Below are 23639 nucleotides of genomic sequence, written 5' to 3'. Positions count from 1 at the left end.
GAAGCGAAAGGAGCTCGAAATGACCAGTAAACGGGTCGCCCGCGATGCCTCGAAAATGCTGTCGAATCCAAAGAGCACAAAGAAGGAGAAGGAGATCGCGGGCAGCGCGCTCGAACAAACGAAGAAGCACGCGAAGCGGCAGCCGGGTAAATGACGAGGCTGTAGCCGACTCAATAATCCAATTGGAATTGGCCCAACAGCTACTCGTATCGCTATCCGCCAGCGCACGATCCGCGGCTGCCGAACGAGGCCTCGATCTCGCCACGATCGTCGCGGTACTCGATCGCGCCACGGTCTTGCCAATGGATTGGCGGCTCGATAACACACTCCGCCCTTTGCGCTTGGCCGTATCCGTCCGGGCAACCTCTCTCGTGGGGTTCGGCTCTGTGACTTTAGTAGGCCCGGCCTTCGGCGCCGCCGCCAGAGGCGTCAGAGTGACAGCATTTGCCATCGAGGATCTCGCATCAGGGCTTCCGACGAACCCAAATTGGGGGCCGCTGGGTGATGTGTCTCTGGGCCGGCCAACTGCCGGCTCGGCGCAGTTCAATCCCGAGCAGGACTGGCTCGGTGGTCTCGTCGATTCCATCCAACGAGCCGCTGCGACGCCTCTCATACGGGCGGCGGAAGCCTTTACTCAACACGACGTCGAGTGGCACGAGAGGCAGGAAGAGCTGTCCCGGCGTACATACGCAATTGAATCGCAGGGCTGGATTTGCATGAGCTGCAAGCGCCTTCAGCCCAGCGGTCGAAGCGACTGCACGGCTTGCCACCGGCCGGTCAAGGCTTACGGCGCTCGAATCCGTCTGTCTCGACCGATGCCGCTGGAAGAGGGCGTGGACGTCGTCCTATTTCCGGTTAACGCCCCCGAATCACGGGGATCTGCCGTTAAAGGCAAGCCTGCCGGCCTTGTTTGGCTCGTAGCCCTTGACGAGCATGGGCAACTTACTGACGGCTCAATCAAGCTGCGCCTTAACACGGCCGTTCCTCGTGCTCAGTTGCGTGGCTTTTCCGGACTCAACGCCGGCGATCTGGGCTTAGCCGGCTTAGCGAAGTTGCTTGCCACGCCAGAAGCCTTTCAGGCCCCAACAATCGACACTGAAGAAGCTGGTGAACTCGACCTCAGGCGTGAGCTGAATCGGAGCCAGAAGACTGCCGTTCTTGGGGCAATCAATTTGGAACCTGGTGAAGTGCTTCTCGTTCAGGGCCCGCCGGGGACGGGGAAGACAACTTCGATCGTGGAGACAGTCCGTCTCCTGCTAGAGCTCGAACCTGAATTGCACATCGTGGTGACCTCCCACTCAAATACCGCGGTGGATAGTGCGCAAGAGAGGCTAGCGGACCTTGGCTTGAACATCGTGCGGGTCGCTGACGCCACGAAAGTGGACAAGAAATTTCACGATAGCCTCGTGAGCGCCGATGATCCACGTCTCGACCGAGCTCAGGTCATTCTCGGAACGGTGAACCGCCTGGCTCTGTGCCAGTGGCCGACTGGTATGTTCGAGTGGCTGATCCTCGACGAGGCCAACAAGGTTCGGATTTCTGAAATGGTGCCTATCCTTAGCTTTGCGCAGCGCTGGGTGTTAGTCGGGGACCACCGTCAGTTACCGCCGGTGGTTGACGAGGGTGCCGCAGACTTTCCAGTCGGATCGGACGAGTCTCGGGCAAGTGTAAGGGACGCCAGCTTCTTCGAGCTGTGGTGGGACCGACTTCCAAACAATCGCCAAATGTTAGAGGAGCAGTACCGTATGTCCCCGGCGATCGGGAGCTACGTATCCACCGCTTTCTACGACGGTCGCCTCAAGAATGGACCCGATACGTCGGAGTTCCGCTCCCCGTTGCGCTGGCCATTCAATCGCAATCTCGCCTGGCTCACGATCGCCGGTAGCGAAAAGAAGGGAGCCTCCGGAAGCGTTTCCAATACGGCTGAAATTAAGGCCGTTGGCCGCGTCGTGCGACGCCTTAAGGAGCTGGGCGCGGCCAAGCTTAAGGCCGCCGTAATCGCCATGTACCAAGATCAAGTCAAGGCCTTGCAGCACGAACTTGAACCAATGAAATTGCCCTGGCTAGCGATCAACACCGTGGATGCCTTCGAGGGCAAGGAGGCCGACGTGGTGATCCTAAGCCTCGTGCGGAGCAACGAGGCGCAGCGCATTGGTTTTCTCAAGAAGGCTCAGCGCCTAAATGTGGCTGTTTCCAGGGCTCAACGGCTGCTGATCGTAGTTGGGAACATTGACACGATCACCGGCCATGAGGGTCAAGATCTGTACCAGCCGCTGTTGGACCAGACCAGGCGGGAGGGTCGAGTGGCTGGCGTTGGAGCGCTCCACGCCATGGAGAGAGGGCATCGGCTACGCAGCCATGGCGGCCCTCCCGCACGCCACCGTCGTAGAAGACCTGGTCCGAAGCCATAGACGCCCATCCGCTTCCAACGACGGCAAGAGGATCGGATTACGGTTTGGAGCTGAAGGCGTCCGGCAGTCAGCGTGCCGTTTGGGTTGTTGCACCAAGGGCCGGTGACAGACAGTGTCACCCAGGAGCGGGTAGCCTGTTCAGCAACGAGCAATGCAGTCCAATCCGTATTCCGATCCGGACCCTCTGAGCGGCTCGTTAGAAGGCCCTATATGGAAGCACGCTGGGTCTCCCTCAAGTCGTACGTGCCAATGCTCATTCGGCAATGGTGGGCCATTGCGGGTTTCCTTCTAACCCTTGGCGGCCTGATTTTGACGTTCGCGGCCCACTTGAACATTCCGCGTCCGATCTGGCTCATCGCCCTTCTCCTCGGACTGGTTGCGGCGCAATTCGAAATCTTCCATAAGACTCGATCCCGTACGCTCGTCAAGTCCAACCCCTTGCCCTACTGGGCTGCTACCTCAACGATGGCCAGCGGTGGCGGCACTTGGCTTGCCGTGATCCTTTACGGTTCGCCTGGAGCGAGATCCCTGGAAACCGCAACCTACACCACCCTTATCAAGGCCGTTGTCCAATGGTTTGGATCCTCCGAGCAGGCATTGTTTCGGCGGACGTTTACAGGTGGCGTTCAACTACGCCTCCCGAAGGACATGTTTGTGTCACCTCAGCTAGATGTGCAAGCGGGCATCGAAGACACAACAGCTGCCCTGGAGGTGCAACGAACGACGGGTGATGACCCAATTCATCTTGGATGGGTCCTTAGCCATGTCGAGGATGCAATTCGCTTCTGCCTTAGCGATGCGTCCAGTGATTGGGTGTCACGAAAGCGGCGCACCTTCCGGATTGCCCTGAGCAATTGGCCCGATAAGGGTTTGAGCGTGGAGGGCCTTCTAAGCGTGAAGCGGTTTTCGGATCAATGGCCAAGGGGCTACAGGCTGCTACTCGACTACCAAGCGAAGCCGAAGACCGACCCGTGGCAGATTGCCTGCAAATTCGGGGCGGCCGTGCTTAGCGATTCGGGATATGTTGGCTTCGAGGAGGAGCTCAGTCGTCTTACGAGCGCCGACTGCAAGAAGTACATGGTGGTCGCCGCCGCGGCTGAGACCGCTGGATAGCAGCCTCGGGGTCCGTGCCATCAGCGGCTGACCTGCGGGCGCATCGTCCGCCAGCATTCGCCGCGATTCGCCAGCGTTCATCTTGTAGTTGAGTGACGGGGTCAACAGTTCGTTGGCGTTCGCCGGGGTTCGCCAAAGTTCGCCAGCGTTGCTGTCAAACCGGATTCCTCAGGTGGCAGGGTACCCTACATAAAGAACCGGACCGAGTACGGTCTAGCGTCGAGTTTTGGAATTGCTCCAACAATCTGTGCGAGTTCTTGAGAATACCGAACCGTCGTCGGAAGAAAGTCGTAGAGCGCATCGTTGTTCCAATTCATCTTGGTCAAGCCGAGAACCTCCTCAGCCAGCGTTTCCGCTGGCGACGAGCCTGCCCACCGTCTTAGGAGGATCGGCCGCGGAATCGCGGTGCCTTCTTTAAAGAAGTTTCGCCCTCCTACCAGTTGGGTGTTGCCCTGGGTCCACAACAGAAGCTCATATGGCCCGAGGTGCTGAAGCGAGCCGCGTTCAACGGGGAAGGGAGTAGGTGCGATCTTGCCGTTCATGTTGTCGGTCTTGACTGCTCTCCAACGGGTGTCATCTTGAACTTGTAGAAGTTCAACTTCGCGAACCTTGTTTAGGGCGTCCATCGCACCTTCGGCTTCTTCTTTTGTGAAGCGTGTGGTCTTATGAACAACAATGCGTTTCGGAAGCTTGCCTGCCCGTCGCGCCAGGTACATTGCCAAACTGCGAGACATCACCGCCCGCATTTGTTCTCGATCCAAATATGGATTGCGGCCGACAACGCGAACTCGGCTGACATCAGTCTCGTAAGCGATGAACTCAAACCCTGTACCTTCCGCATCGAAGGCCTGGCTACAGCAAGTGACGAACCTTGGAACTCCGGCCGGAGTCAAGCCGAGGCTGTAGCTGAGGCCTAGATACATCGCCTCTGGATTGAAGGCTTTCAGCTTCCAAGGCACACCTCCAGCTTTGGCGTAGATTGCGATGCTCAGGCTCCATAACACCCCGCACTGATCTGGTTTGTGGCCTGTAGTTGGCTCATTGATGACCTGGGAGGGTATGCCCTGCCCAGCCATTACGCCTTTCAAGAAGTCATGAAGGTCGAAGTCCCCGGGCCCCTCGAAGCCAACCGACCACCTGTCTGGGAGATAAATCATCACAATGTCGAATACGCCCCTTTGGGCTGCTAGGCGTCGGATGGCGTCGGTCAGTGCTCTGGCGAGCACCTCATGCGGACGACTTGATCCAGTGATCTCGGATTCGACGGACGGATCAAGTTCGATGCGCGCCGATGGATCCGCCAACGCCATCGTTGTGCGCAACAACGGTTCGAACCCTGGGAAACGCGGAAGGTACTGGCCTCGGATCTCGGGCGACATGGGCTTCCTCAGCTGACTCAGCAAGTTTGCGATTCGTTCTCCTTCGCCGCGAGGCAATATTGTCGCTATCCGGATTAGCTTTGGAACGGCCTCAACTATTGCCTGGCTATATGGTCCGTAGGCGAGGAGTCCCTCAAGGGGATGGATATGGCGTTGTTTGGAATCAATAGGATCAAACAGGAGTTCCGGCTCGCGAAGCGCCAGAAAGTCGGGAAACTGTCGGTCAGCCACTAGGAGAACCTATGGAATGACAGGGCGCTGCGGTCTGAGAGAGCGAAGCCGGCATCGATTCCGGTGCCTTCAGCCAGGCCGAACGAGACAAGATTCTTCTCCTCGGTTAGTAGGATCGTCCACGCCGTCAAGAACTCGAAGGCGTTGCGGTTGTAGCGGTGTTCCAGCCGCTGGCGAATGAACTCCTGGCGATTTTTCCGGATAGCCTCGTCGATTAGATTTGCCGTTCGCTCAACCCAAACGGTTGGCTCGAATATTAACCAGAGACGGTCGAAGCGGTACTCCAAACGAAGGTGTACGCCTTCGCTCCATTTACCGACTCCACTGACCTCACCCGCTATTTCTGAACCTCCGGGGGTTGTCCACTGACCAGCCACCGTGGTCGCAGCCCTCGTTAGTTCAGCCAAGGCATCACCGGATCCCGAGTCTTTGACTACCAGAAAATGTTCGCCGCGAAGTCGGCGCGCTTGCAGGGACTCAGACCGTGCCAACGCCACGACGAGTGCTTCATACAAAAGGCCTAGGTCTGTGGAGCTCTCCTTGAAGAGCGAAGACATGTCAATCGCACCCACAGTCCAGTCCGTAATTCCGTATGGCTCAAGCGCGGTACGCAAGCCCCGGTCCTCTCCGAAGCCGATGACCGCGTCACGTCGTCGTACGGCCAGTGCGTTGGCCCCTGCGGTCGCCAAAGCCTCCCGTACCTCCTTGGTACCAGAAATGCCACAGACGACCTTACGAACCGTCGTTGGAAATTTCATGACTTCAAGGGCATTGAAACGAAGGATTGGGCGACCTCGTCCGCGCTGCGGAGTGATGAATGGCAGCCGTGGTTGTGCCGGGAGGGCCGCGGCGAGCAGCTGAGAGACGTCTGGAGGAAGATCAAGCGGCAGGAGCAATCGGCCGAGTAGCTCGTCCATCGTCTCCACCGCGACGAATCTAGCTTCGACGCCCTTCGTGGCGCAGGCTTGCATTAACTCACGAACCGCGCTACTCGGCGGCGAGTCTGACCGACAACACCAAAAGAGTCCGAATGGATATGGAGACGATGTCTCTAAGGCCGCATGTAGGGCTGATATGACCGAGTCGTCACGCCCGCTGTAACCAACGACGATCATGCCCATACGCTGCGTCGCTTGCTCCAGAGCCTGACGGAGTCCCGTGTCCTGCTCACGAAGTTCGGTCGACACGTTCTTCAAACTGTCGGACTGGTAATCGCCGTGAAGCTTCACATACAAAGGCCAGCGCGACTGATTGAGAGCCTGCATAGCGATCTGGCTCGAGTCGGTGGTTGAGATTGTCAGTCTCATGGGAGGCTGCACCATCGCGGTGGCGGCATCTTCCATGACCCGGTCGAAATTCGTGGTCCACACAGCCGGCGCATTGCCGACTCGCCATAACGCGGCGAGTGCAAGGTTGCCATACGCGGGCTTGCCCCTAGCGATCTGCTGGTCAATGTATTGGCGTCGATCTTGTGGCGATTTCCAAGCAGCTTCGAACAACGCGCCGTACTCCAGGGGATCGCCGGGCTTTGGGAAGTCCGGATTCCTGGCAAAGTACTCGGTGAGGCGGTCGCGGACGGCGTCCTCCGATAGATCGAGGCTCGTGATAGGAGCGCCTTGCTTGGTCGAATACAACACCTGCTTGAACTCCCAGGTCATGTTCTCGGCTGTCGGTACACCTGCAGCCGCGGACGCGCCAGCACCTAGAAACCACATCAACTGAGGCCCGCGCATGCGGTGGATGCGGGAGAGTTCATCCAGCCCGATCCACTCAGGAGCAGTCACGGTCAGTATGACCCTATGGCCGAGGCGTGGTTTGGCCGAGCGCCTTCTGCTGCAACCGACGCAGATACATGTCAATCCCCCCTGGTCTCAAGTTTAACGTGCGAGTTGGAGTAGCAGAGCTCATTGCAATCGCGAGGCTGGCTATGGTTTTGGTTGAAGACCTCCTCTCAAGACCCCGGTTTGGGCATGAGGCGATGAGGCCCCAGGACCCAGACAGCCGACATCAGGATCCCGGGTCGATCAGGGCACCCGCGGGTCACTGTTCTCGTTTCTTCCGCGGATGGCTCTTCATTTTCGGGATTTTCACTGACGGATCGTTAAAGAGTCCCTTCCGTTGATCGACGATCGAGACCAGTTCGTCGAGCAATGCGACAGCTTCCGCAAAAGTTAGCTCCCTCTTTTCACCCAAGCCGGAAAGCTGATGCTTTAGCCGGTTGGCCTCATCTCGGAGCTTGACGGGGATAGGCGCGGCGCCCGCCGGTCGCCCGGCGATGTCCTCTTCTAATCGCCCAAGTTGGTCTCGGACGGACCAAAGTCTCAGGAGACCGGAGTTGAAGTAGTAGCCAGAGATCCAGAGGCCATAAGGCGGCAAGCTTCCTTTGGCCATCCATTTGGCTCGTGCGGCAAGGTGCTCATAGTAGTCGCCGGGGAGAGCGAAGGACCGATCTTTATAGCCGAGCTGGTCGGCGCGCATGAAGCTCGCGGCCGCTCCGATAGCAAAGTCCAGAAGGTCGCGCAGAGCGGGTACTCCGAGAACGAGATCGCCTAGCTTTTCGAGGATCGTCGCCAGGCGCGCTTCATAGGCGACGCCTGGTGCGCCGCAGTTCGGGCAAGGTTGTTCGGCTGCCGGTAGCTCACTGTGACAAGTCTCGCAGACCATCGACGGTACAGCCACCCGTCCTCCCGCATATCCGGGATCGAGTAGGAGATGCGGCCGGATATGCCGCATCCATTATCGGTATGGGGAACCACTCCGGGTGCCATACCATGAATCCAGCGACACTTCCGGAAGGGACTATGTTGACTTTCAACGACATCCTCGCCATCGAAAGGATCGACCCCTCTGGGGTGTTCTTGTGCGGCACCAAGTGCGTAGCCGGCCCGGTGCTCCGACACCTTATGGCTTGTGGAGAAGGCGTGATCCGCGGCTTGAGGAATACCAGCGCATCCAGGGCCAGAAGCGTTTTTCTCCAGGTGACACGCTGGCAAGTTTCGTCGTAACTCCTCGGGATGAGACCCTCTACATCGGCCTTTACTCGGTGGTAGCTATCGGGAGGGTCCCCGAGGAGATTCTCGACCCTATCGGCGGTCATTCCGTCGCAGGTCTGTACTACTACGACATCTCACGTGACAATCGGCTTGCGGACTACGCGGGCAAGCTTATTGTCGAATGGGGAGCTGGATACCGCCAATGGGCGCAACGCGCACATCGCAATCAGAAAACGAGTACTCGAGATCCGGAGGCAGGAAGCGGCCGACGAACCGTGGCCTGGCTTTGGTGCTTTCTCATGGCTAGTCGCAGAGGCAGATCTGGTTCCACCAAACTGGCAGCCGATCCTCCAGGCTGTTAGAGGGGTGTACCTGTTGGTCGATACAGAAAGGGGACGACAATACGTTGGGTCGGCAACTGGGACGGAGAATCTTTGGGGACGACTTATGCATTACGCGCGGACTGGACATGGAAACAACGTGGAATTGAGGCGACTCGGGCCTCGACCTTACCAATTCAGCGTCTTGCAAGCTCTGACTTCAGACGACGAGGATATCCTCCAAGCCGAAGCTGCTTGGAAGAAAAAGCTGTTGAGTCGCAAATTCGGGTTGAACGAGAACTGATCCCGGAATTGATTCGCGGATAAGCCGAGGGAAATAGACGAATCGATAAGCACCGGCACGTGACTACTTAGATGCTGCCGGCGACTCCGCCTTGCACGGGCAAACCATGAAGACGACGCGTTTCGTAGGCGTACCAGAACGCTTCTTCAAGACTTAGATCTCTCCCTTCCGAGACCGCAGGCCCCACTTCCGATCAGCCATCAGTAGATCAGGTTTTCCTAGGTTCGAGTTCTGGGTGCTTGCCCTGCTAACCGGATAATGCCTCTTCGTCGAAGTAATCAAGGTCAATCCTTTGGACGTCGTAGGTTTTCGCCCTGGTAACGCCCACGCCGTGCTCCATCATCAGCCGGACGAGGTTGGTCCCATCGATGAGCACGATTCTTTTCTCGATCTGGTTCGCGTAGGTTCGGGCGTCGGCTGAGAATCCCGAGGTCGTAATCGGTACGCCTTTCCGGGCTCGGAATCCCTCAAGGCTCCCCGCGAAGGCCTGTACCACTGGCCGACCGACCTGCCCCTCCCAGCGCTTGGCCTGAATGTAGACAACGTCAAGACCGAGTTTGTCCTCTTTAATGATTCCGTCCACTCCACCGTCGCCGGACATGCCGACGCTCTGGCCTGCATCGACGACAGATCCGCCGTACCCCATCGTGACCAGCAGGTCAACCACGAGGCGTTCGAAAAAACTGGGAGAGCAAGTCTTGATCCTTCCCAGGAGATCCTGACCCAGCGCGTCGCGAATCGTGAGCCAGGTCGCTTCGAGATCTTCCTCAGGTGTTCTATCTGAAGCCTTGACGGCGGGGGGCACGTGTCCTATACCTAAGCCGCCTGCCGCGGTCGTTTGGCTTCCGAATGGTTGGAAGCTGGGAAGTCGCATCAGATATCCGACGGTGATGCGATCCGGGGGATTAGCTAGGACCTTGCGCCCATTTTCCGTGATCCGGACAACCCCGCGTTGCGGGCTCTCGATCAGCCCTGCGTGCCTTAGATAGCTGCTCACCCAGTAGACGCGGTTCTCGAAGACACGCTGCGTGCCGCTTGGCAGCAGCTGCCGAAGGTCCGTATCTGAGAGGTGAAACTGCGACGCAAGCCGAGGCATTAGCTCCCGCGTTCGCTGTTGTTGACCATCTGCCAGCGACTGGAGGAAGGGAAGCATGATGGACTGAAAATCGGGGACCGCCACTTTACGTGGGAATCGTAGCTGGAATCTCGTTAATGCGCCGCTTGGTCGCTCCCCGAGCGGCTCCGAAGGACGCCGGCAGCAAGTGCCGTCTGTCGAAGCTTCTTGGTGAGCACCCGGGTTTCCAACGGATCGTCGATCATGAAAAGGACGCCCCTAGGTGATCGTGTATTTCTTCCAAGGAATGGCTTCCATCGGAACCGAGGCCAAGAAACGAACCAAGTCAGTGCGCCCATAGTATGTCGGCACGCCCCGGTGATCCTGCTCCATGGCTACGACCGGTACGCGGCCAAAGATGCGACTTACGCTTTCCATAAGCACCGTCTTGTCTCTGTTCGGGAGGCCTCGTCGGCAGACGACGACCCCGAACGCCACGCCTTGCTCTCGGATTAGCGCACCCTCAAATGTCTGCATCTTGGGTGTTCCTCCTAGGCTTAGTCGATTTCGCGTATAGGAATATGCTCAGGGTTGCAATGACCTTCATGCTTAGTGATGCACCACCCTCGATGACCTTCATGATCGAACTCGCGATAATCGTCCTCGCTGCGGTAGCCTTGCCCGATCGAGCGAAAACCGACTCTAATCGGCGGAAACAACCCGCCCGCAAAGCACCGGCAGACTTCCGAATCCAGTTTCATCACCTACCTACCCTAAATTTCAAATCCTGGACGGAGGCAAGCATACGCTCGGTCTTTGACAGCTGTATGTCGTCCGAGCAGCAATTCGTAGGCCTGAATTTGCCATGCCTGACGAAGCTGGCGGGTGCCCCTAGCCCAATACTCGGGCTGTTCAGGACCTCAGGGTCACTCCTATATCTACGCACCGATGATGCCTGATCGGACCCGCGCTACGGAATGGTAGGGACTCGGAACGGAATGTTCTCCGTTTGATGAACCTGCAGCTGCCTAGCGGGCCCAGTCTGTCGAACTGCAGGGATCGCCTTTTGCGCTTCTTTCCGAATGAGTACGCGTACTACGATGCAATCCCAACGAATGATCCGAACCGCATTGAACCTCTCGACATCCTTGTGACAGTCTCTATGAACTCTCGAGTGGCTACTGGAGAAAAGGTCCAGAAGGTTCACCGTGGGATGGCCGCTGCTTGCGATCCGCTACTCCCGCGAATCCCGGTAGACGCCGACATCCTGATATTCGACCCGGATTTAGAAGTTGGCGAGTCGCTTCTGAGCGCAGCCATCTCGGTACCCGGCGTGCTGTCTGCCGTAGCAACAAAAGTGCTACATCGCAAGAGGCGGAACTATATCCCGATGCTCGACTCAGTGGTGGTGCTCTTCTATCTCGATGCGCTCCACTTGAAGTCAACCCAAGGCAGACTTCAGGACAAGACGAAAGCCGCCCAGGCAACGATGCCCGCATGGCGTGCTTTCCGAGAGGATCTCCGGGCAAACCTGACCGAGATAAAGGCCCTGAGAGATGATCTGGTGAAGGGCGGATACGTCGTCACGCCGGTAAGGATCCTTGAAGTTCTTATATGGATGGAGGCAGAGAGCCGCGGTTACTACCGGGAAGCCAAGGCCCAGGGCCTTCCCACTAACCCGCGACTCGGCAGCGTAGGGTCCTCGCCCAAGAAGAATTCATGAACCCGACCGATGTCTATGGCAGAGTGTGATACGAGCCGCGCCCGCCCATCGGAGGCCTTTACGGTTTCGCAGAAGCGGAACCTCAACCAGCGCTTGCGAGCAGCTCCATCGCCACACTCGGTGCCCAGGTCGCTTCCCGTTCTCTTCTTCGGCGATCCAGACCGGGCCATCACAGCGACTGTGGCCATCAACCCTTCGTACCGCGAATACGCACGACACGCCGGTCGATCTGACAGCGCTCGACTAATTGAGCTCGATGGCTCCAATGTCCGACGTTTCGAAACGCTAACTTCGCTGGGTGCAGTTGGCCGCGACACTCTCAGCGATCTACAGTGCGAACGAGCAATCGAAACGATGAGGCATTACTTCGACCCCGGCCGACCCACCTTTGGTCGGTGGTTCGGTCACATGAATAACGTGCTTGACGGGATGGGCATCTCGTACGCCACTGGAATGGCGGTTCACCTAGACCTGATCCAGGAGGCGACCTTCCCAACGTGGTCGGAGCTAGGTCGCACTTGGCCGGCCGAGGCGGCAGCCCTCTGGGCAACAGACACCGAATTCTTTCGGTGGCAGGTGGCCGCGCTTCCAGCGACCGCACTTCTTTGCAACGGCCGAGGCGTTTACGTTGAGGTAGGTCGCATCCTCGGAGCGATGCAGGTTGCGGAATCGAGGCTTGGTCGCCTTACCTGGTGGGCTTCTATCTCTCGACAACGAGCCAAGGCCGTCTGGGTAATGGGGTGGAATCTGCCGCTTGTGCGGCCGACCGGCTTAGGCCGGCGGGGCGAGCAGGAACTCGGTGCCACACTTTCGCAGTTTTTGAGGGAGAGTGGCGACTCCCAGCCATCAAGCAGAGAATGACGAGGGATCAAATCTGCCTGGTGCAGTTCCCGCATCCCGGTCGCGAATGGGGGCCGGATCGGGGTAGCTCTCTGAGGTCGTGGACCCAACCGAAGGAGGGGCACGGTCGATGGACCTGGTCGACAAGCTCGCGGCCTCGATGAAGGCGGGGCGCCATCAGCCGCTGCTGGAGGTCGAGCCGGCGGCAGGAACGCCGGGCCGATATCGAGATCGTGTGCGGCGAGCAGCGGTGGCGGGCGGCGCGGGCGGCGGGCATCAGCCAGGTCCTGGCCCGCCTTCATCCTCGGCTGCGCTACCTCGAGCGCCTCGAGAAACAGTACGAGGAGAACCAGCTTCGCTCCGACCTCGATCCCGTGGAGGAGGCCCACTGCATTCTGCTGGACAAGACACTCCGCGACATCACGGTCGCCGAGCAACTCCTCCGGGACGCGATTGTCCCCTTCCAGCCCTTAGACGAGAGGCACATCACGACTCGGGGCGGCTTCACCGAACACCTTGACGGCCTCAAGCAACTGCTGATCGCCCAGAACGTTCACCTGATGAAGTTCGAAGGCGGGCTGGTCCCGAAACCGCTTGCCCGCTGGCGCGACACCGAGAGGGCGCTACGGATTTCGGAGACGGCGCGCAAGGACAAGGTCAGGATCCTGCGCCTGGACCCCCACCTTCAGGATGGGGTGCGCCACCTGCCGGCTGAGCACGCAATCCAGATCGCCCGCCTGGATGATCCGGAGCGACAGGCGGCCCTGGTTTACCGACCTGGCCGCCTCACCCACAACCAAGTCCACGCGGCGGTGGACCGCCTTCGACAGGATCGGCACCTAACGGTGGAGGCAGCCCTCACCGCCGAGGGCGGCACCGCTGGGCCGGCGGAAGACCGGCTCGCCTTCGAGGTTCAGCTCGGGATCGTTGTCGACCTCTGCCGCCAACTCGCCCGGACGCTCGCCAATATTCGACGCCGCCTATCGCCGAGCGAATGCCAGGGCGTCGTCAATGTCCTCGTTGACCTCCGGCAGGCCATCAGCGCCTTCGAGGAGGAGTCCTGAGGTGGCTTCAGCCTGCGGCCTGAATTGTGATCTCTGTCCGGCCGCTGCTCGATGCGGAAAGACACCCAACTTCTGCCGGGTCGGACATCGCGATGGCCCCACCGGCAACGATCGGTGCGCCCTCTGCCTGACCAATCCCCTTCTTCGTATGGATGTCCGCCAAGCCGTTAGCAATCAACTGGGCGGCCTCGACCTCACGTGGCGGCGCCCGATCGTCCATCACCAACCCGTGGACCTGCCTGTCCATCTCCCCGTGCTGATCCAGGCATACGCCGACCCGGTGGATATTCCGTGGGTGGCCCTTCATGCAGGCCGGGTGTTCGGGGTTACAGGAAGTCGGATCACGCCCAAGCACCATCGGCCTCTTCGAGAGGTGTACCGGCTGGGCCCCGCCACGAAGGTCGCACTGGAGTGCTTTGTGGAAGATCGCGTGCTTGAGGGGCTCTGGTTGAATCGCCGCTCGGTCATCCAGGAACTCCGAGGACTCGGTTTCGACCTGATCCTGGCGCCGAACTTCTCCGTCTGGTACGACCACTCGCGCTTTGAGCAGCTCATTCAGCAACGCCGCTCGTTCATCTTCTTCCACGAGCTGATCGAGGCTGGGCTGCCCGCCATCGCTGACATCGGCTGGAGCCGGTTCGAGCCCGACGGCCAGCTGTGGGCTGACTGGGTCAACAGCCAGCCGTCCTTGACGGCCGTCTCGCTCTTCTGCGACGGCCGCAAAGTCCACGCCAGTGAGCGGGCGCTGCGCGAGACGCTGGAAGACATTGCGCTCTTTCACCAGGCGGTGCGGCACGATGTCACCTTCCTCCTTGGGGGCGTCCATGCGCCGGATCGGTTGGCCGCCTACCGACGCGCGGCTCCCGGCCGGCGCCTGGTGATCTGCAATGGCATGGCCTACGCGCTCGCCCAGCGACGACGTCTCCTGGGAACGGAACACGGGACGGCCGTCGCTCGCTCGGCTCGCAATTGCTTCCTGCTGAATTGCGCCCACAATGACCGCACCTACGGCGCACTCCTCGACGAAGACAGGCTTGCAGATGCCATCTAAGCGCGGGAGCAGGGCGTCGGGCGGCGGCGGCGCGGGACCGCTCTCCGTGTCGCTCCCCGGTCTTGACGAGATTGCTCAACCGCACGTCTCCTCGATTCCCTCCGACACGGCGGAACCGATGAGCTCCGGGACGCCGGAGGCTATAGATCTCCTCGCGCCCGCCTTCGACGCTGCCGAGCTGGCACGTGGACTGCGGCGAGGTCCGGAGGTCGACCGATTCAACGAGCTCTCCGCTCGCCAGGGGAGCCTCAGCCCGGAAGAATCGGACGAGCTTTACCGGTATCGCCTCCGCCGGGTGCTGGCCCGCCTGCGGAAACTGGAGCGAATCGCTGGTAGCGGGGACGAGGAATCACTCCGGCAGGCGCTCGACGACTTCCGCCAACGCCGCCAGGAACTGCGCACCTTCGAAGCCGCGCGGCGGGAGGCTGGATTGTCGGCAGGATACGCGGTTGAACCATCCGCCGAGGAGCAAGCGATGACGCGCCTGCTCGCAATCGCGAGCCAACGACCGCACGGCTTGGTCGCCGGCGCAGAGGCACCGCCCAATCAACCATCAGGAAGCGTGCGAATCCGGGAGATTGCCTTTGCTCCGTCCCGGGATGACGTACCGGTGTGTGTCCTGGTCCCATCCTCGATCCCTTCCGAGGCTATGGCACACAACATCGAAGCCGTTGCGTCGCAGGGCGCCCAGATTCGGATTGTTCGAGACGCCAGGGAAGTTCCTCCGGGAGGCTCCCCTGCGTTGATCCTCAACTGGGGATCTGTTCAGCCGCTGCCTCAAGAGGCCGTCGCGCTCAACCAGCCGGAGGCCGTCCGGGTTGCCTCCGACCAGGTGGAGTCGCTGGGGCGTTTGCGCGAGCTCGCGCCGCGGACCGTCGTTAATCCGGGAGACCTCGCGTTGCTTGGCTCGAACCACGTCGTCGGCAAGCGTCGGCACGGGTCACGGGGCAGCGGGAAGGCGCTGCTCCCGGCCGATGGGCCGCAGGCCGAGCGCGCTGGCTACGACTGCTTCCAGGAGTTCATCCCCGATCGCCGCGAGTATCGAGTGTCGGTGCTCTCCGGCCGGATTGTCTCCGCCTACCTGAAGCGACCTCCGGAAGGTGCTACCCCCGACGATCTGCGGCCGGAGTGGAGCTTCGAACGGTCGCAGGTCATCCCGCGCTCTGTCGCGGCCGTGGCACGCGAAGGCGCTCGCCGCGTCGGCCTCGATTACGCGGGCGTGGACGTGATCGAGGACCTGCAGACCGACCGGGTGTATTGCCTAGAGGCAAACGCTGCGCCGGGCATGTCGGCGGAAACGGTCAAGAGTGTTTATGCGCATATCCAACAGACGCTGCGCGGACGGCTGGCTCGTGCCGGGTAGATGCCGAGCAAGGGTGGAAGTCGAGCGTCGCACGGCACGATTGCCGTCGCTGATGGTGCCGTCTCCGTCCAAGCATCCGGCCGGGGCGGTCCCGCTCTCGCTATCGCCCAGGCCCCAGAGGTTCTTGGAGCAGCGGTGGCGGTCGTCGCCTCCACCCCGATCGTTGACGATGACCCGCCAGTCGGCACGCCCGAGTGGGCCGAGCTCTACAGCCGAGCGGTTGCCAGATATCAGGAGCAGCGGGAGCGCACGGACCGAGAGCAGCAGCAGGCCCAGCGGCTCTGGGACGAATTCCTCCGGATTCAGGGACAGGAGGTGCCCGAAGGCGAGCGATCGCTGGTGGCCAATGAGGCCCTGCATCGAGAGCTCAAACGGCTGGCCATGACCGGACAAGCAGCCAGCTATGAGCGCGAGAACGTCATCGGCGACCCCAACCAGACCTTCGGTATCGAGATCGAGTTCGACGGTGCCGACCCCAATGCCGTCGCTCGGGCACTGCACGAAGCGGGGCTCACGTCGAGCGCTCGCCAGGAGCCATACCACTCGAGCAGCCGCGTAGCCGGCAAATGGACGCTTGAGCACGACGCCACCGTTTCGGGCGAGGTCGTAAGCCCGGTCCTCCAGGACACCCCCGAGGCGTGGGCCCAGCTGGAACGCGTCTGCCAGATCCTGCAAGCGCACGGAGCGAGAGCGACCGGCCGAACCGGTGGGCATGTCCACGTGGGGGTCGACTCCGCCGGCATGGACCACGACGTGAACAAATTCCGACGCGTCGCGAAGGTGTGCGCCTGGGCGGAGGATCTCATGTACCGTCTAGCTGCCGCGACGGGTCAGCGGGGACGCAGCCACCGCGGCAGTACCAATGGCTACCGCTGGTGTGGTCCCATGGGCTCCGGCCAGTTCGAAGAGGTCCAGGGCCTCAGCGATCTTGCCAACCGAGTCGGTAGCAGCCATTCGGTTGGCTTGAACTTCGGCAACATCCTGGACCGCAATCGGACGATCGAGTATCGGTACTTTGACTCGAGCCTCGACCCCGTTCGCCTGCAGGCCAACATCAAGCTGGCCTGCTGGGTGACCAAGCGCGCAGCCGAGCTGCCCGACGCGGCCATCCCGCCGGAGCGACATACGCTCGGGAGTCACCGCAGCCCACGCGATCCCGACGACGGCGATCGCTTGCTGCGCCGCTTTGCCGACCTGATCTTCGTCCGGCCGCAGGACAAGTTAAAGCTCTATTGGGTCTACCAGCGGTCAGCCTGGCAACGGACGCGCCGAGGGGCAGCCGCCTGACATGTACCGGCCCATCCATCCGGCCGACCAGCAAGAGCTGCCGCTTCGCATGCTCTTCCATCCGGTCGGAGACGGCGTTTTCCTCCGGGGTTGCGAGGCGGACAGCTTCCGCGGCCTCGTTGCGGCTCTCCTGGATGATCCGGGCCACGAGCAAGGAAGTGCGGAAGACCGGCTGATCACCCGCCTTCGCCTCGCGGACGATGTCAAGCTCCTCGCCGGCGCCAGCGGGGACGCGCTCTCGATCGCTGACCGCGATGGCGCCACCATCAACGTTGCCTCGGACCAGACCTTCATCCGATCCCTTGACCGGATTGGCTTCGTCTCCCTTCCCCTGTGGGCTGAAGCGTCGAAGCAATGAGGGACCAAACGCCTTCGGCTGAGGACCTGTCGGTAGCGAGCGACGTCGAGAAGATGGAACCGCTGCTATTACGAATCACCGAGGTGGCGACGACGCTTGGGCTTGGTCGGACCAAGGTGTGCGCCCTGGTAAGAACCGGCGAGCTGCCCGTGGTTCGGATCGGTCGATCGGTTCGTGTCCCACGAGAGGCGTTGCAGGACTGGATCTGGCAGCACCTTGAAGGCGCAGATGAAAGCCTGTCGAGACTCAGCCGACATAAATCTCGCCGCATCGCGCACGACTCCTGGGACACGCCTAAGAAACGCCCTTGACAATGCGCGCGTCGACGGTACCATGTCGACACTGTTTGACTCGAGCAATGGGAGCTGATTTCGATGATTGATACACGTTCGCGAAAGACCACTCGGAAAAGGAAGGGCGCCAATGGCGACGGTACCCTCTATGAGCGCAAGGACGGTCGTTGGGAAATTGCCTACACGGTCGATGGCCACCGCCATCGTTTCGTGAGCAAGTCGCGGCCTGAGGTTCACCGCCGCCTGATGGCCGGCCTCAAGGCCCGCGAAGACGGCCTCCACCAACGACCAACGCGTGAAACGGCTGGCAGTTTCCTGCGGAACTGGCTGCCTGGCATGCGTCCGCACCTGCGGTTCTCGACGTGGATCCGGTACGAGAAGTACCTCCGAGTCCATATCGTGCCCGCCATCGGCAGAATCCCGCTCGTCCGCCTGGGTCCGCTTCATATTCGGACGATGCAGGAACGGATGCTCACTGGAGGCGCAAGCCCGACCTCCGTTCATCACGCGCAGGCCGTGCTGCATCGGGCACTTGAGGACGCGGTCCGCTGGGGTTTGGTGCCGCGGAACGCGGCCGGTCTAGTCCGCCCGCCAAAGATGGCCTGCCCGCAAATGCGGACTCTTTCCGGCGAAAACGTTGCCGCCCTCTTCGAGGCTGCCGTCGGCGAGCGCCTCGAAGCGCTATGGGTCCTGGCCGCGACTACGGGCATGCGGCAAGGCGAGCTCCTCGCTCTCAGATGGCCAGAGCTCGACCTCGACCGTGCGGCCGCGAGGGTGACGGCAACGCTGGCGCCAGGGCCAAACGGACCCGCTATTACCGAGCCCAAGACCGCGCGTTCGCGCCGCCAGATCGCGCTCACCGACCAAGCCGTTGCGGCTCTTCGCCGACACCGAACGGCTCAGGCTGCGGAAAACCTGCAAGCCGGCCCGGCCTGGGTGGACACGACGCTCGTCTTCTGTGATGAGCTCGGCCGACCGCTGTCGGCAGAGTGGGTCGTGCGACGTGCCTTCCGTCCGCTCCTTAGAAAGGCTGGGTTGCCGACGATCCGGTTCCATGATCTTCGGCACACGGCCGCAACGCTAATGCTCAGCCGCGGCATACACCCGAAGATCGTCGCCGAGATGCTCGGCCATGCCACCGTTGCTATCACCCTCGATGTCTACTCGCACGTCACACCAGACATGCAGCGCGAAGCAGCCCGCCTCATGACGGAATTCCTTATGTAGCGGTTGGGCGAACGTATGTTCGGCGAACCTGCTATGCTGCCGCGGGACGTTTCAGAATGTTTCAGCATCCATGCGTGATCTAGAATCGGACGAGCTCTTGACCGACGCTGAGCTCCGGAAGTTCCTGAAGGCGTCCCGCACCACCTTGTGGCGTCTCAGAAAGGCGAGCGGCCTTCCCTTTACTAAGGTTGGCGGGTGCTACCGCTATCGAAAGGCCGATGTTCTCACGTGGGCGCGCCTAAGGTCGCCGCACCCGGGGTCGCAGGGATGAGGCGGAAGAGCCCGATGGTAGAGCTAACCCAGGCCCAAACGCTTGAACGCATCGACGAGCTTCTCGAGGTGACATACAGGTCAGCTGATCTGGGCAATCTCACAGACCCGCTTGCCGAGACGGTCTACATTTTGCTTAGCCGGCAAACACGCGAAGACTGTTATCAGAAGCTGTTCAGAAAGCTCCGCGCCCGCTACCCGAGATGGATGGATGTCCTTTCGGCTAGGCCGACCGACCTCAGGGAACTTCTTCGTCCCGGCGGTTTCCACCGGGCGAGAACCCGGGAGCTGGTCGGGATCCTCGAGGCGGTTCGCGCGGACAACGAAGCTCGCAAGATAGGGCCATACGCAAGCCCACCAAGAGATCTAACGCTCGATCACCTGCGAACAATGTCCGACGCTGCTGCCGAAAGATTTCTAGACGCGCTTCCAGGAATCGGTCCCAAGAGCGCTCGCTGCATACAATCCTATTCGCTCGACCGAAAGCGGTTCGCGGTAGACACTCACGTGCACAGAATCGTCGAGCGGCTGGGCATATTGACAACCGGAAACCGCAAGGCGGACCACGACCCGCTCGAGAGCGCGATCACGCCCGCCATACGCAAACGCCTCCACATGAATCTGGTCCACCACGGACGAGCCATATGTACGAGCCAGAGGCCGAAGTGCGATAGGTGTGTGCTGGTCTCGTTCTGCCGGACCGGGCGCGTACTAAGCCGGGATGACCGTCATCCGGTCGCTGTCGAGCTCTTCGCTGGTGCAGGTGGCTTTGGGACTGGTTGCCGCCAGGAAGGCTTCCAAATCGCTCTTGCGGTTGAGCTGGACCGCAATGCTGCCCAGACGTACCGCGCCAATCACCCTGGCGTGCCCGTTGTCGAGGCGGATGTGACGCGGCTTAAAGCTTTCGATGTCAGGCGGCTCGTACCGGGCGTTGGCGAACCTGCTGTCCTTCTTGCGGGGCCGCCATGCCAGGGCTATTCAGCCGCGGGCGCCCGTCAAGCGAACGACCCCAAGAACGTCTTGTTCAAGCATGTATCTCGGCTCGCTCGGGAGCTGAATGCGGCCTATATCGTCATCGAAAACGTGCCAGGTCTGAAGAATGTCCAAGGCTTCAGCTTCCTCCACGGCGTGAGGGTTTCCCTTGGAAGAAGTCATTATGCAGCCGGGGAATATCTGCTGAATGCCGCAGACTTCGGGGTCGCTCAAGTAAGGAAGCGGTTTATTTTCCTCGGTCGTCGCCGCAATATTAAGGACGCTCCTCCGCCAGCGCCTCCAGCGCCCGTAGTGCAACCGGTGGAGGGCCGGCTGATGAGGGCGCTCGAGGATCTGCCCTGGCTTCCATCGGGAACGATTGCGGAATACGCCCACCAGGACAATGGGACTGTCCTTCTTAATGCCTCCACGATGGCGCACAGCGCTGCCGTCGTCGCCAAAATCGCGCGTATCAAGGGATCGGGTAAGGGTCCGATCTCGTACCGTCGCCTGGGGACTGACCTCGCCCCGACGCTGATTGCGGGACACCGTGCGTTTCCTGTGCACCCGGTTCTCAACCGCACTATCTCCGTCCGTGAAGCCGCCCGCATCCAGGGTTTCCCGGATACCTATGTCTTCTGCGGGCCGCGCTCAACGCAGCCGCTTCAGGTCGCTAACGCAGTACCTCCCGCCCTTGCGCGAAGAATCGCCGCTCATATCCGTGGCCTGATGGAGGAAGACGGCTTGCTAGCGCCGAGCGACGATCATCCAAAGCTACAGCGCCGACCCGCCGTCGCGCCTCCAGCGGTTGACCGCGGAAGCAACGTCCTGCGGCCGCACGAGAAATCCTTGAAGCCGGTCCCGCCGACCAGCATGTTCGAAGATGAGGTCGCCCTTGTCTCGCAGTGACTCAGCGCCCCCATGGCCGAGGATGGTCACGGAGTCCTGAGGCGCTAGCAGCTTGAGCGCGACGCGTGCTGTGAGATTCGCTTTGATGTCGCCTGTGATGACCTGAACGCTCGGCCGCTGCGTGGCCAGGACCAGGTAGATTCCAAATGCACGAGTTAGCTGCCCGTACCGCTGGATGATCGACATGAAAGCCGCCCGGCCCGTGCGATCGAGCGTAGACGCCAGGTCAGCAAACTCATCAACCATGATCACCATCTGCGGCATCTGCTTCCGCGTTCCGCCCGCCTCATAGAAATCGAGAGCATTTGTAACGCCTGCCCGCTTGAGAATGGGCCGCCGCCGCGAGAGCTCGACCTCAATGTTTTCCTGGAGGTCCGCAACAGCTTGAACGGGATCTGTAATGATCCGCCCGTTGACGAGGTGAGGCACATCCTCAAATGGCATGAAGTCGATCTGCTTTGGGTCGACGAGGAAGATACGCAGCTCATCCGGAGGATGCACTAGGAGGAGCGAACAGAGAATAGACCGGAGAAGGATGCTCTTTCCTGATCCGGTCGCGCCGGCGATCAGCAGATGCGGCAGACGAGCGATGTCCTCGACAGCAACGTCGCCGGACGGCGCGATTCCCAAAAGAAAGCTGAGGGCTCCCGGTAGCCGGGCCACCGAAAGCTTCTCGACATGATCGGAGAAGTAAACAACCTGCCTCTCTCTGCGGGGAACGTCCACCGTCACGTAGTAAGGCTCCTGACCAATTAACACGCCCTCCGGCACGCCAACCTCCCTACCGAGATCAGCGGCCCGGCGCGCAATGCCTTCGAGCGCCTGCTTCCCAAGAGGCTTGGATCTGAACCTAATTACCGAGGGCCCCACCTGGGCGAGTTGCGGACGGAACGGCTCGAGCTCGAGATCGTACTTGATGACGGCGGCATCAAGCTCCCGGGCAAGGCGGCGTACCTCCGCCTCTACTTCTGGCTGAACCGAGGGTGTGGCAGTCCTGCCAGGCTGGCCAGCGCCAGCGGATGTGGATGCAGCTGGCGAGGCTTCGTTGGAGGTTTGTGGCTTCCCGGGCTGGGCGAAGGCTGGTGCGCTCCAGGGCTGGCTTGACGATAGCCTGCGCCCATCCGCGAGATCCTCTATGCATTGCCTGCCGAGCCGGATCAGGCCGCACGCCTCACCAGCACCGGGCAGATCGGTTCGCACGGCATCGGAATCACTTTCTAGCTCGATGGAGACTACGTCACTTGCTAGTTCGCGCCCCTCGACCCAGAACCGCGCGTCGACTCGAAAGCTACCCGCCGCAATCAGTGCGAGTGCGGCCTCAAACGGGGCACGATCCGGAGCGGGGCCCAGGCCAAACGTTCGGTTGCGGGCTGCCGCGGCGCGGATGAATTCGGACATATCTCGGGCTCGAAATAGGTGCTCCGGCCCGGGAGAGTTGAATGTTGCTTCCAGCCAGTGCTTCGTGTTTTCAAGCTGCTGGCGGGCCAGAGCGAATTCGGGCCGGCCTAGGGTTGAGAATTTCACCTCAACCAGCCGTGCCGTTAGGGAAACAGCCTCTCGCTGGTTGAAGGGAATCCAGACGAAGACGAGATCGTCGGACGCAGATCGATCGGGCGGCCGCACGGTTGCCGGCAGGACTTCCAGCATCTCGCGAACGGAGAGAAGGACACCAAGCCCTTCCTTCCGATCGAAGCTATTATCGAGATCCTGCAAGGCCGCTATGGCGGCTACAACGCCCACCATGGCCAGGACGTCCTCCGTTCCGCTGTGTAGGAGCTCGAGAGCCCATCCACCGGCGACGGCATTAAGCAAGTTCAAGAGGCGATCGAGCCCCTGCCGCGATATCTCGATCGAGCGGAGCGCCTCCTTCAGCGCTTTGTGATAAGGGTCTACGTGCTCCGTAGCTGTGATCCCGTCGAGACCAGGCAGGCCTGCAAAGCTCTCCTCGTACTGGATGAGATAGCGCTGATGAGATCCAGGCTGCGGCTCGAACAGCTCGAGACCAATCAGGCGTTCCATATGGACGACCCAGATGGATCGGGCGTACACGTCCCGCATGAAATTAGAGCTGACGCGCGTTGCCAGCATCCTGGTCTCGCCCTGATGGAGCATCTCCTGGTTCTGGCCACCAACCAGTTCAAGGCAACGCCGTTCGATTGCCTGTAGATCGGAGGCAGCATCTGCCCCGTTCAAGCTTCCGACAAGTGCACCGCCGAAGGTTCCCCAGTAAAACTCCCAGCCGTTGGGTGTGCGGGTTGACGCGCGGCGGGAGGCCGGGCACAAGCCAGCAACAAATAAAGTCGATGCACGCTCGTCCAGACTGACGGGACCCGGCCGACGCTCGGTTGCTGTGCGATGAACGAACGTAATGTGGCTGAACGGAAGGTTGGCGAACCCCTGTTCCGGCAGTGCGTCGTGTGAGGAAACTGTCACCCGGGATCGGACAAGATGGTCGATTGGGCGGGTACCTGATCCGC

General features: G+C 60.8%; 17 protein-coding genes and 1 pseudogene. 12 read left to right on the top strand and 6 right to left on the bottom strand.

The genetic code is table 11. The annotated features are described in order from the left end of the window. Positions 1-19: 19 nt before the first annotated feature. The 3 genes from VHK65_06325 (at position 20) to VHK65_06315 (ending at position 3524) form a co-directional block, all read left to right on the top strand. Positions 20-154 carry a hypothetical protein gene (locus tag VHK65_06325; protein ID HVS05766.1) on the top strand — a complete coding sequence of 45 codons (135 nt, stop codon included), beginning with the start codon at positions 20-22 and terminating at the stop codon, positions 152-154. A 280-nt stretch (positions 155-434) separates the two neighbouring features. Next, positions 435-2411, top strand: coding sequence for a DEAD/DEAH box helicase family protein (locus VHK65_06320; protein HVS05765.1), 1977 nt, complete (start codon positions 435-437; stop codon positions 2409-2411). Positions 2412-2621: 210 nt separating this feature from the next. Then, a complete protein-coding gene (locus VHK65_06315) occupies positions 2622-3524 on the top strand; it encodes a hypothetical protein (protein HVS05764.1) in 903 nt (300 codons plus the stop codon). Positions 3525-3709: 185 nt separating this feature from the next. On the opposite strand, the gene VHK65_06310 is transcribed toward VHK65_06315, so the two are convergent. From VHK65_06310 to VHK65_06295, 4 genes are all read right to left on the bottom strand, one after another. Next, entirely contained in the window at positions 3710-5134 is a 1425-nt protein-coding gene (locus tag VHK65_06310; GenBank protein HVS05763.1) for a hypothetical protein, read from the bottom strand. Then, positions 5134-6792 (bottom strand): SIR2 family protein, encoded by a 1659-nt coding sequence (locus tag VHK65_06305; GenBank protein HVS05762.1) that lies wholly within the window; start codon positions 6790-6792, stop codon positions 5134-5136. Before VHK65_06305 ends, VHK65_06310 begins: the two co-directional genes overlap by 1 nt. A gap of 382 nt (positions 6793-7174) precedes the next feature. After that, positions 7175-7813 (bottom strand): hypothetical protein, encoded by a 639-nt coding sequence (locus VHK65_06300; protein ID HVS05761.1) that lies wholly within the window; start codon positions 7811-7813, stop codon positions 7175-7177. 1185 nt (positions 7814-8998) lie between these two features. After that, entirely contained in the window at positions 8999-9904 is a 906-nt protein-coding gene (locus VHK65_06295) for a restriction endonuclease (protein HVS05760.1), read from the bottom strand. Positions 9905-10871: 967 nt separating this feature from the next. Between VHK65_06295 and VHK65_06290 the strand changes: the two genes are divergently transcribed. Together VHK65_06290 and VHK65_06285 are read left to right on the top strand one after the other, a co-directional pair. Further along, positions 10872-11528, top strand: a complete 657-nt coding sequence (locus VHK65_06290; GenBank protein HVS05759.1) for a DUF6308 family protein — start codon at positions 10872-10874, stop codon at positions 11526-11528. A 1073-nt stretch (positions 11529-12601) separates the two neighbouring features. After that, a complete protein-coding gene (locus tag VHK65_06285; protein HVS05758.1) occupies positions 12602-13432 on the top strand; it encodes a hypothetical protein in 831 nt (276 codons plus the stop codon). Between the two features lie 7 nt (positions 13433-13439). Here VHK65_06285 and VHK65_06280 read toward each other — a convergent pair whose 3' ends face one another. Continuing rightward, a complete protein-coding gene (locus VHK65_06280) occupies positions 13440-13652 on the bottom strand; it encodes a hypothetical protein (protein HVS05757.1) in 213 nt (70 codons plus the stop codon). Between the two features lie 9 nt (positions 13653-13661). Between VHK65_06280 and VHK65_06275 the strand changes: the two genes are divergently transcribed. From VHK65_06275 to dcm, 7 genes are all read left to right on the top strand, one after another. Continuing rightward, positions 13662-14483 carry a DUF4417 domain-containing protein gene (locus tag VHK65_06275; protein HVS05756.1) on the top strand — a complete coding sequence of 274 codons (822 nt, stop codon included), beginning with the start codon at positions 13662-13664 and terminating at the stop codon, positions 14481-14483. Beyond that, positions 14473-15846: a hypothetical protein gene (locus tag VHK65_06270; protein HVS05755.1), complete on the top strand. Its 1374-nt coding sequence runs from the start codon at positions 14473-14475 to the stop codon at positions 15844-15846. The genes VHK65_06275 and VHK65_06270 overlap by 11 nt, the downstream gene beginning before the upstream one ends. Before the next feature lie 135 nt (positions 15847-15981). Beyond that, the gene (locus VHK65_06265; protein HVS05754.1) at positions 15982-17133 is read left to right on the top strand and encodes an amidoligase family protein; all 1152 of its coding nucleotides are present in this window, start codon (positions 15982-15984) and stop codon (positions 17131-17133) included. Position 17134: 1 nt separating this feature from the next. After that, entirely contained in the window at positions 17135-17491 is a 357-nt protein-coding gene (locus tag VHK65_06260) for a hypothetical protein (GenBank protein HVS05753.1), read from the top strand. Further along, positions 17488-17802 (top strand): helix-turn-helix domain-containing protein, encoded by a 315-nt coding sequence (locus VHK65_06255; protein ID HVS05752.1) that lies wholly within the window; start codon positions 17488-17490, stop codon positions 17800-17802. Before VHK65_06260 ends, VHK65_06255 begins: the two co-directional genes overlap by 4 nt. Positions 17803-17865: 63 nt before the next feature. Continuing rightward, positions 17866-19011 carry a site-specific integrase gene (locus VHK65_06250; GenBank protein HVS05751.1) on the top strand — a complete coding sequence of 382 codons (1146 nt, stop codon included), beginning with the start codon at positions 17866-17868 and terminating at the stop codon, positions 19009-19011. A 285-nt stretch (positions 19012-19296) separates the two neighbouring features. Beyond that, positions 19297-21162: a DNA (cytosine-5-)-methyltransferase gene (gene dcm / locus VHK65_06245; protein HVS05750.1), complete on the top strand. Its 1866-nt coding sequence runs from the start codon at positions 19297-19299 to the stop codon at positions 21160-21162. 117 nt (positions 21163-21279) lie between these two features. Here dcm and VHK65_06240 read toward each other — a convergent pair. After that, positions 21280-22560: pseudogene (locus tag VHK65_06240) on the bottom strand (FtsK/SpoIIIE domain-containing protein). Between the last annotated feature and the right edge of the window lie 1079 nt (positions 22561-23639).

Source organism: Candidatus Dormiibacterota bacterium (assembly GCA_035544955.1).
Lineage (GTDB): Bacteria > Chloroflexota > Dormibacteria > CF-121 > CF-121 > CF-13.
Note: the sequence above shows the minus strand (reverse complement) of the source record. Positions and strands in the feature narration are given on the sequence as shown.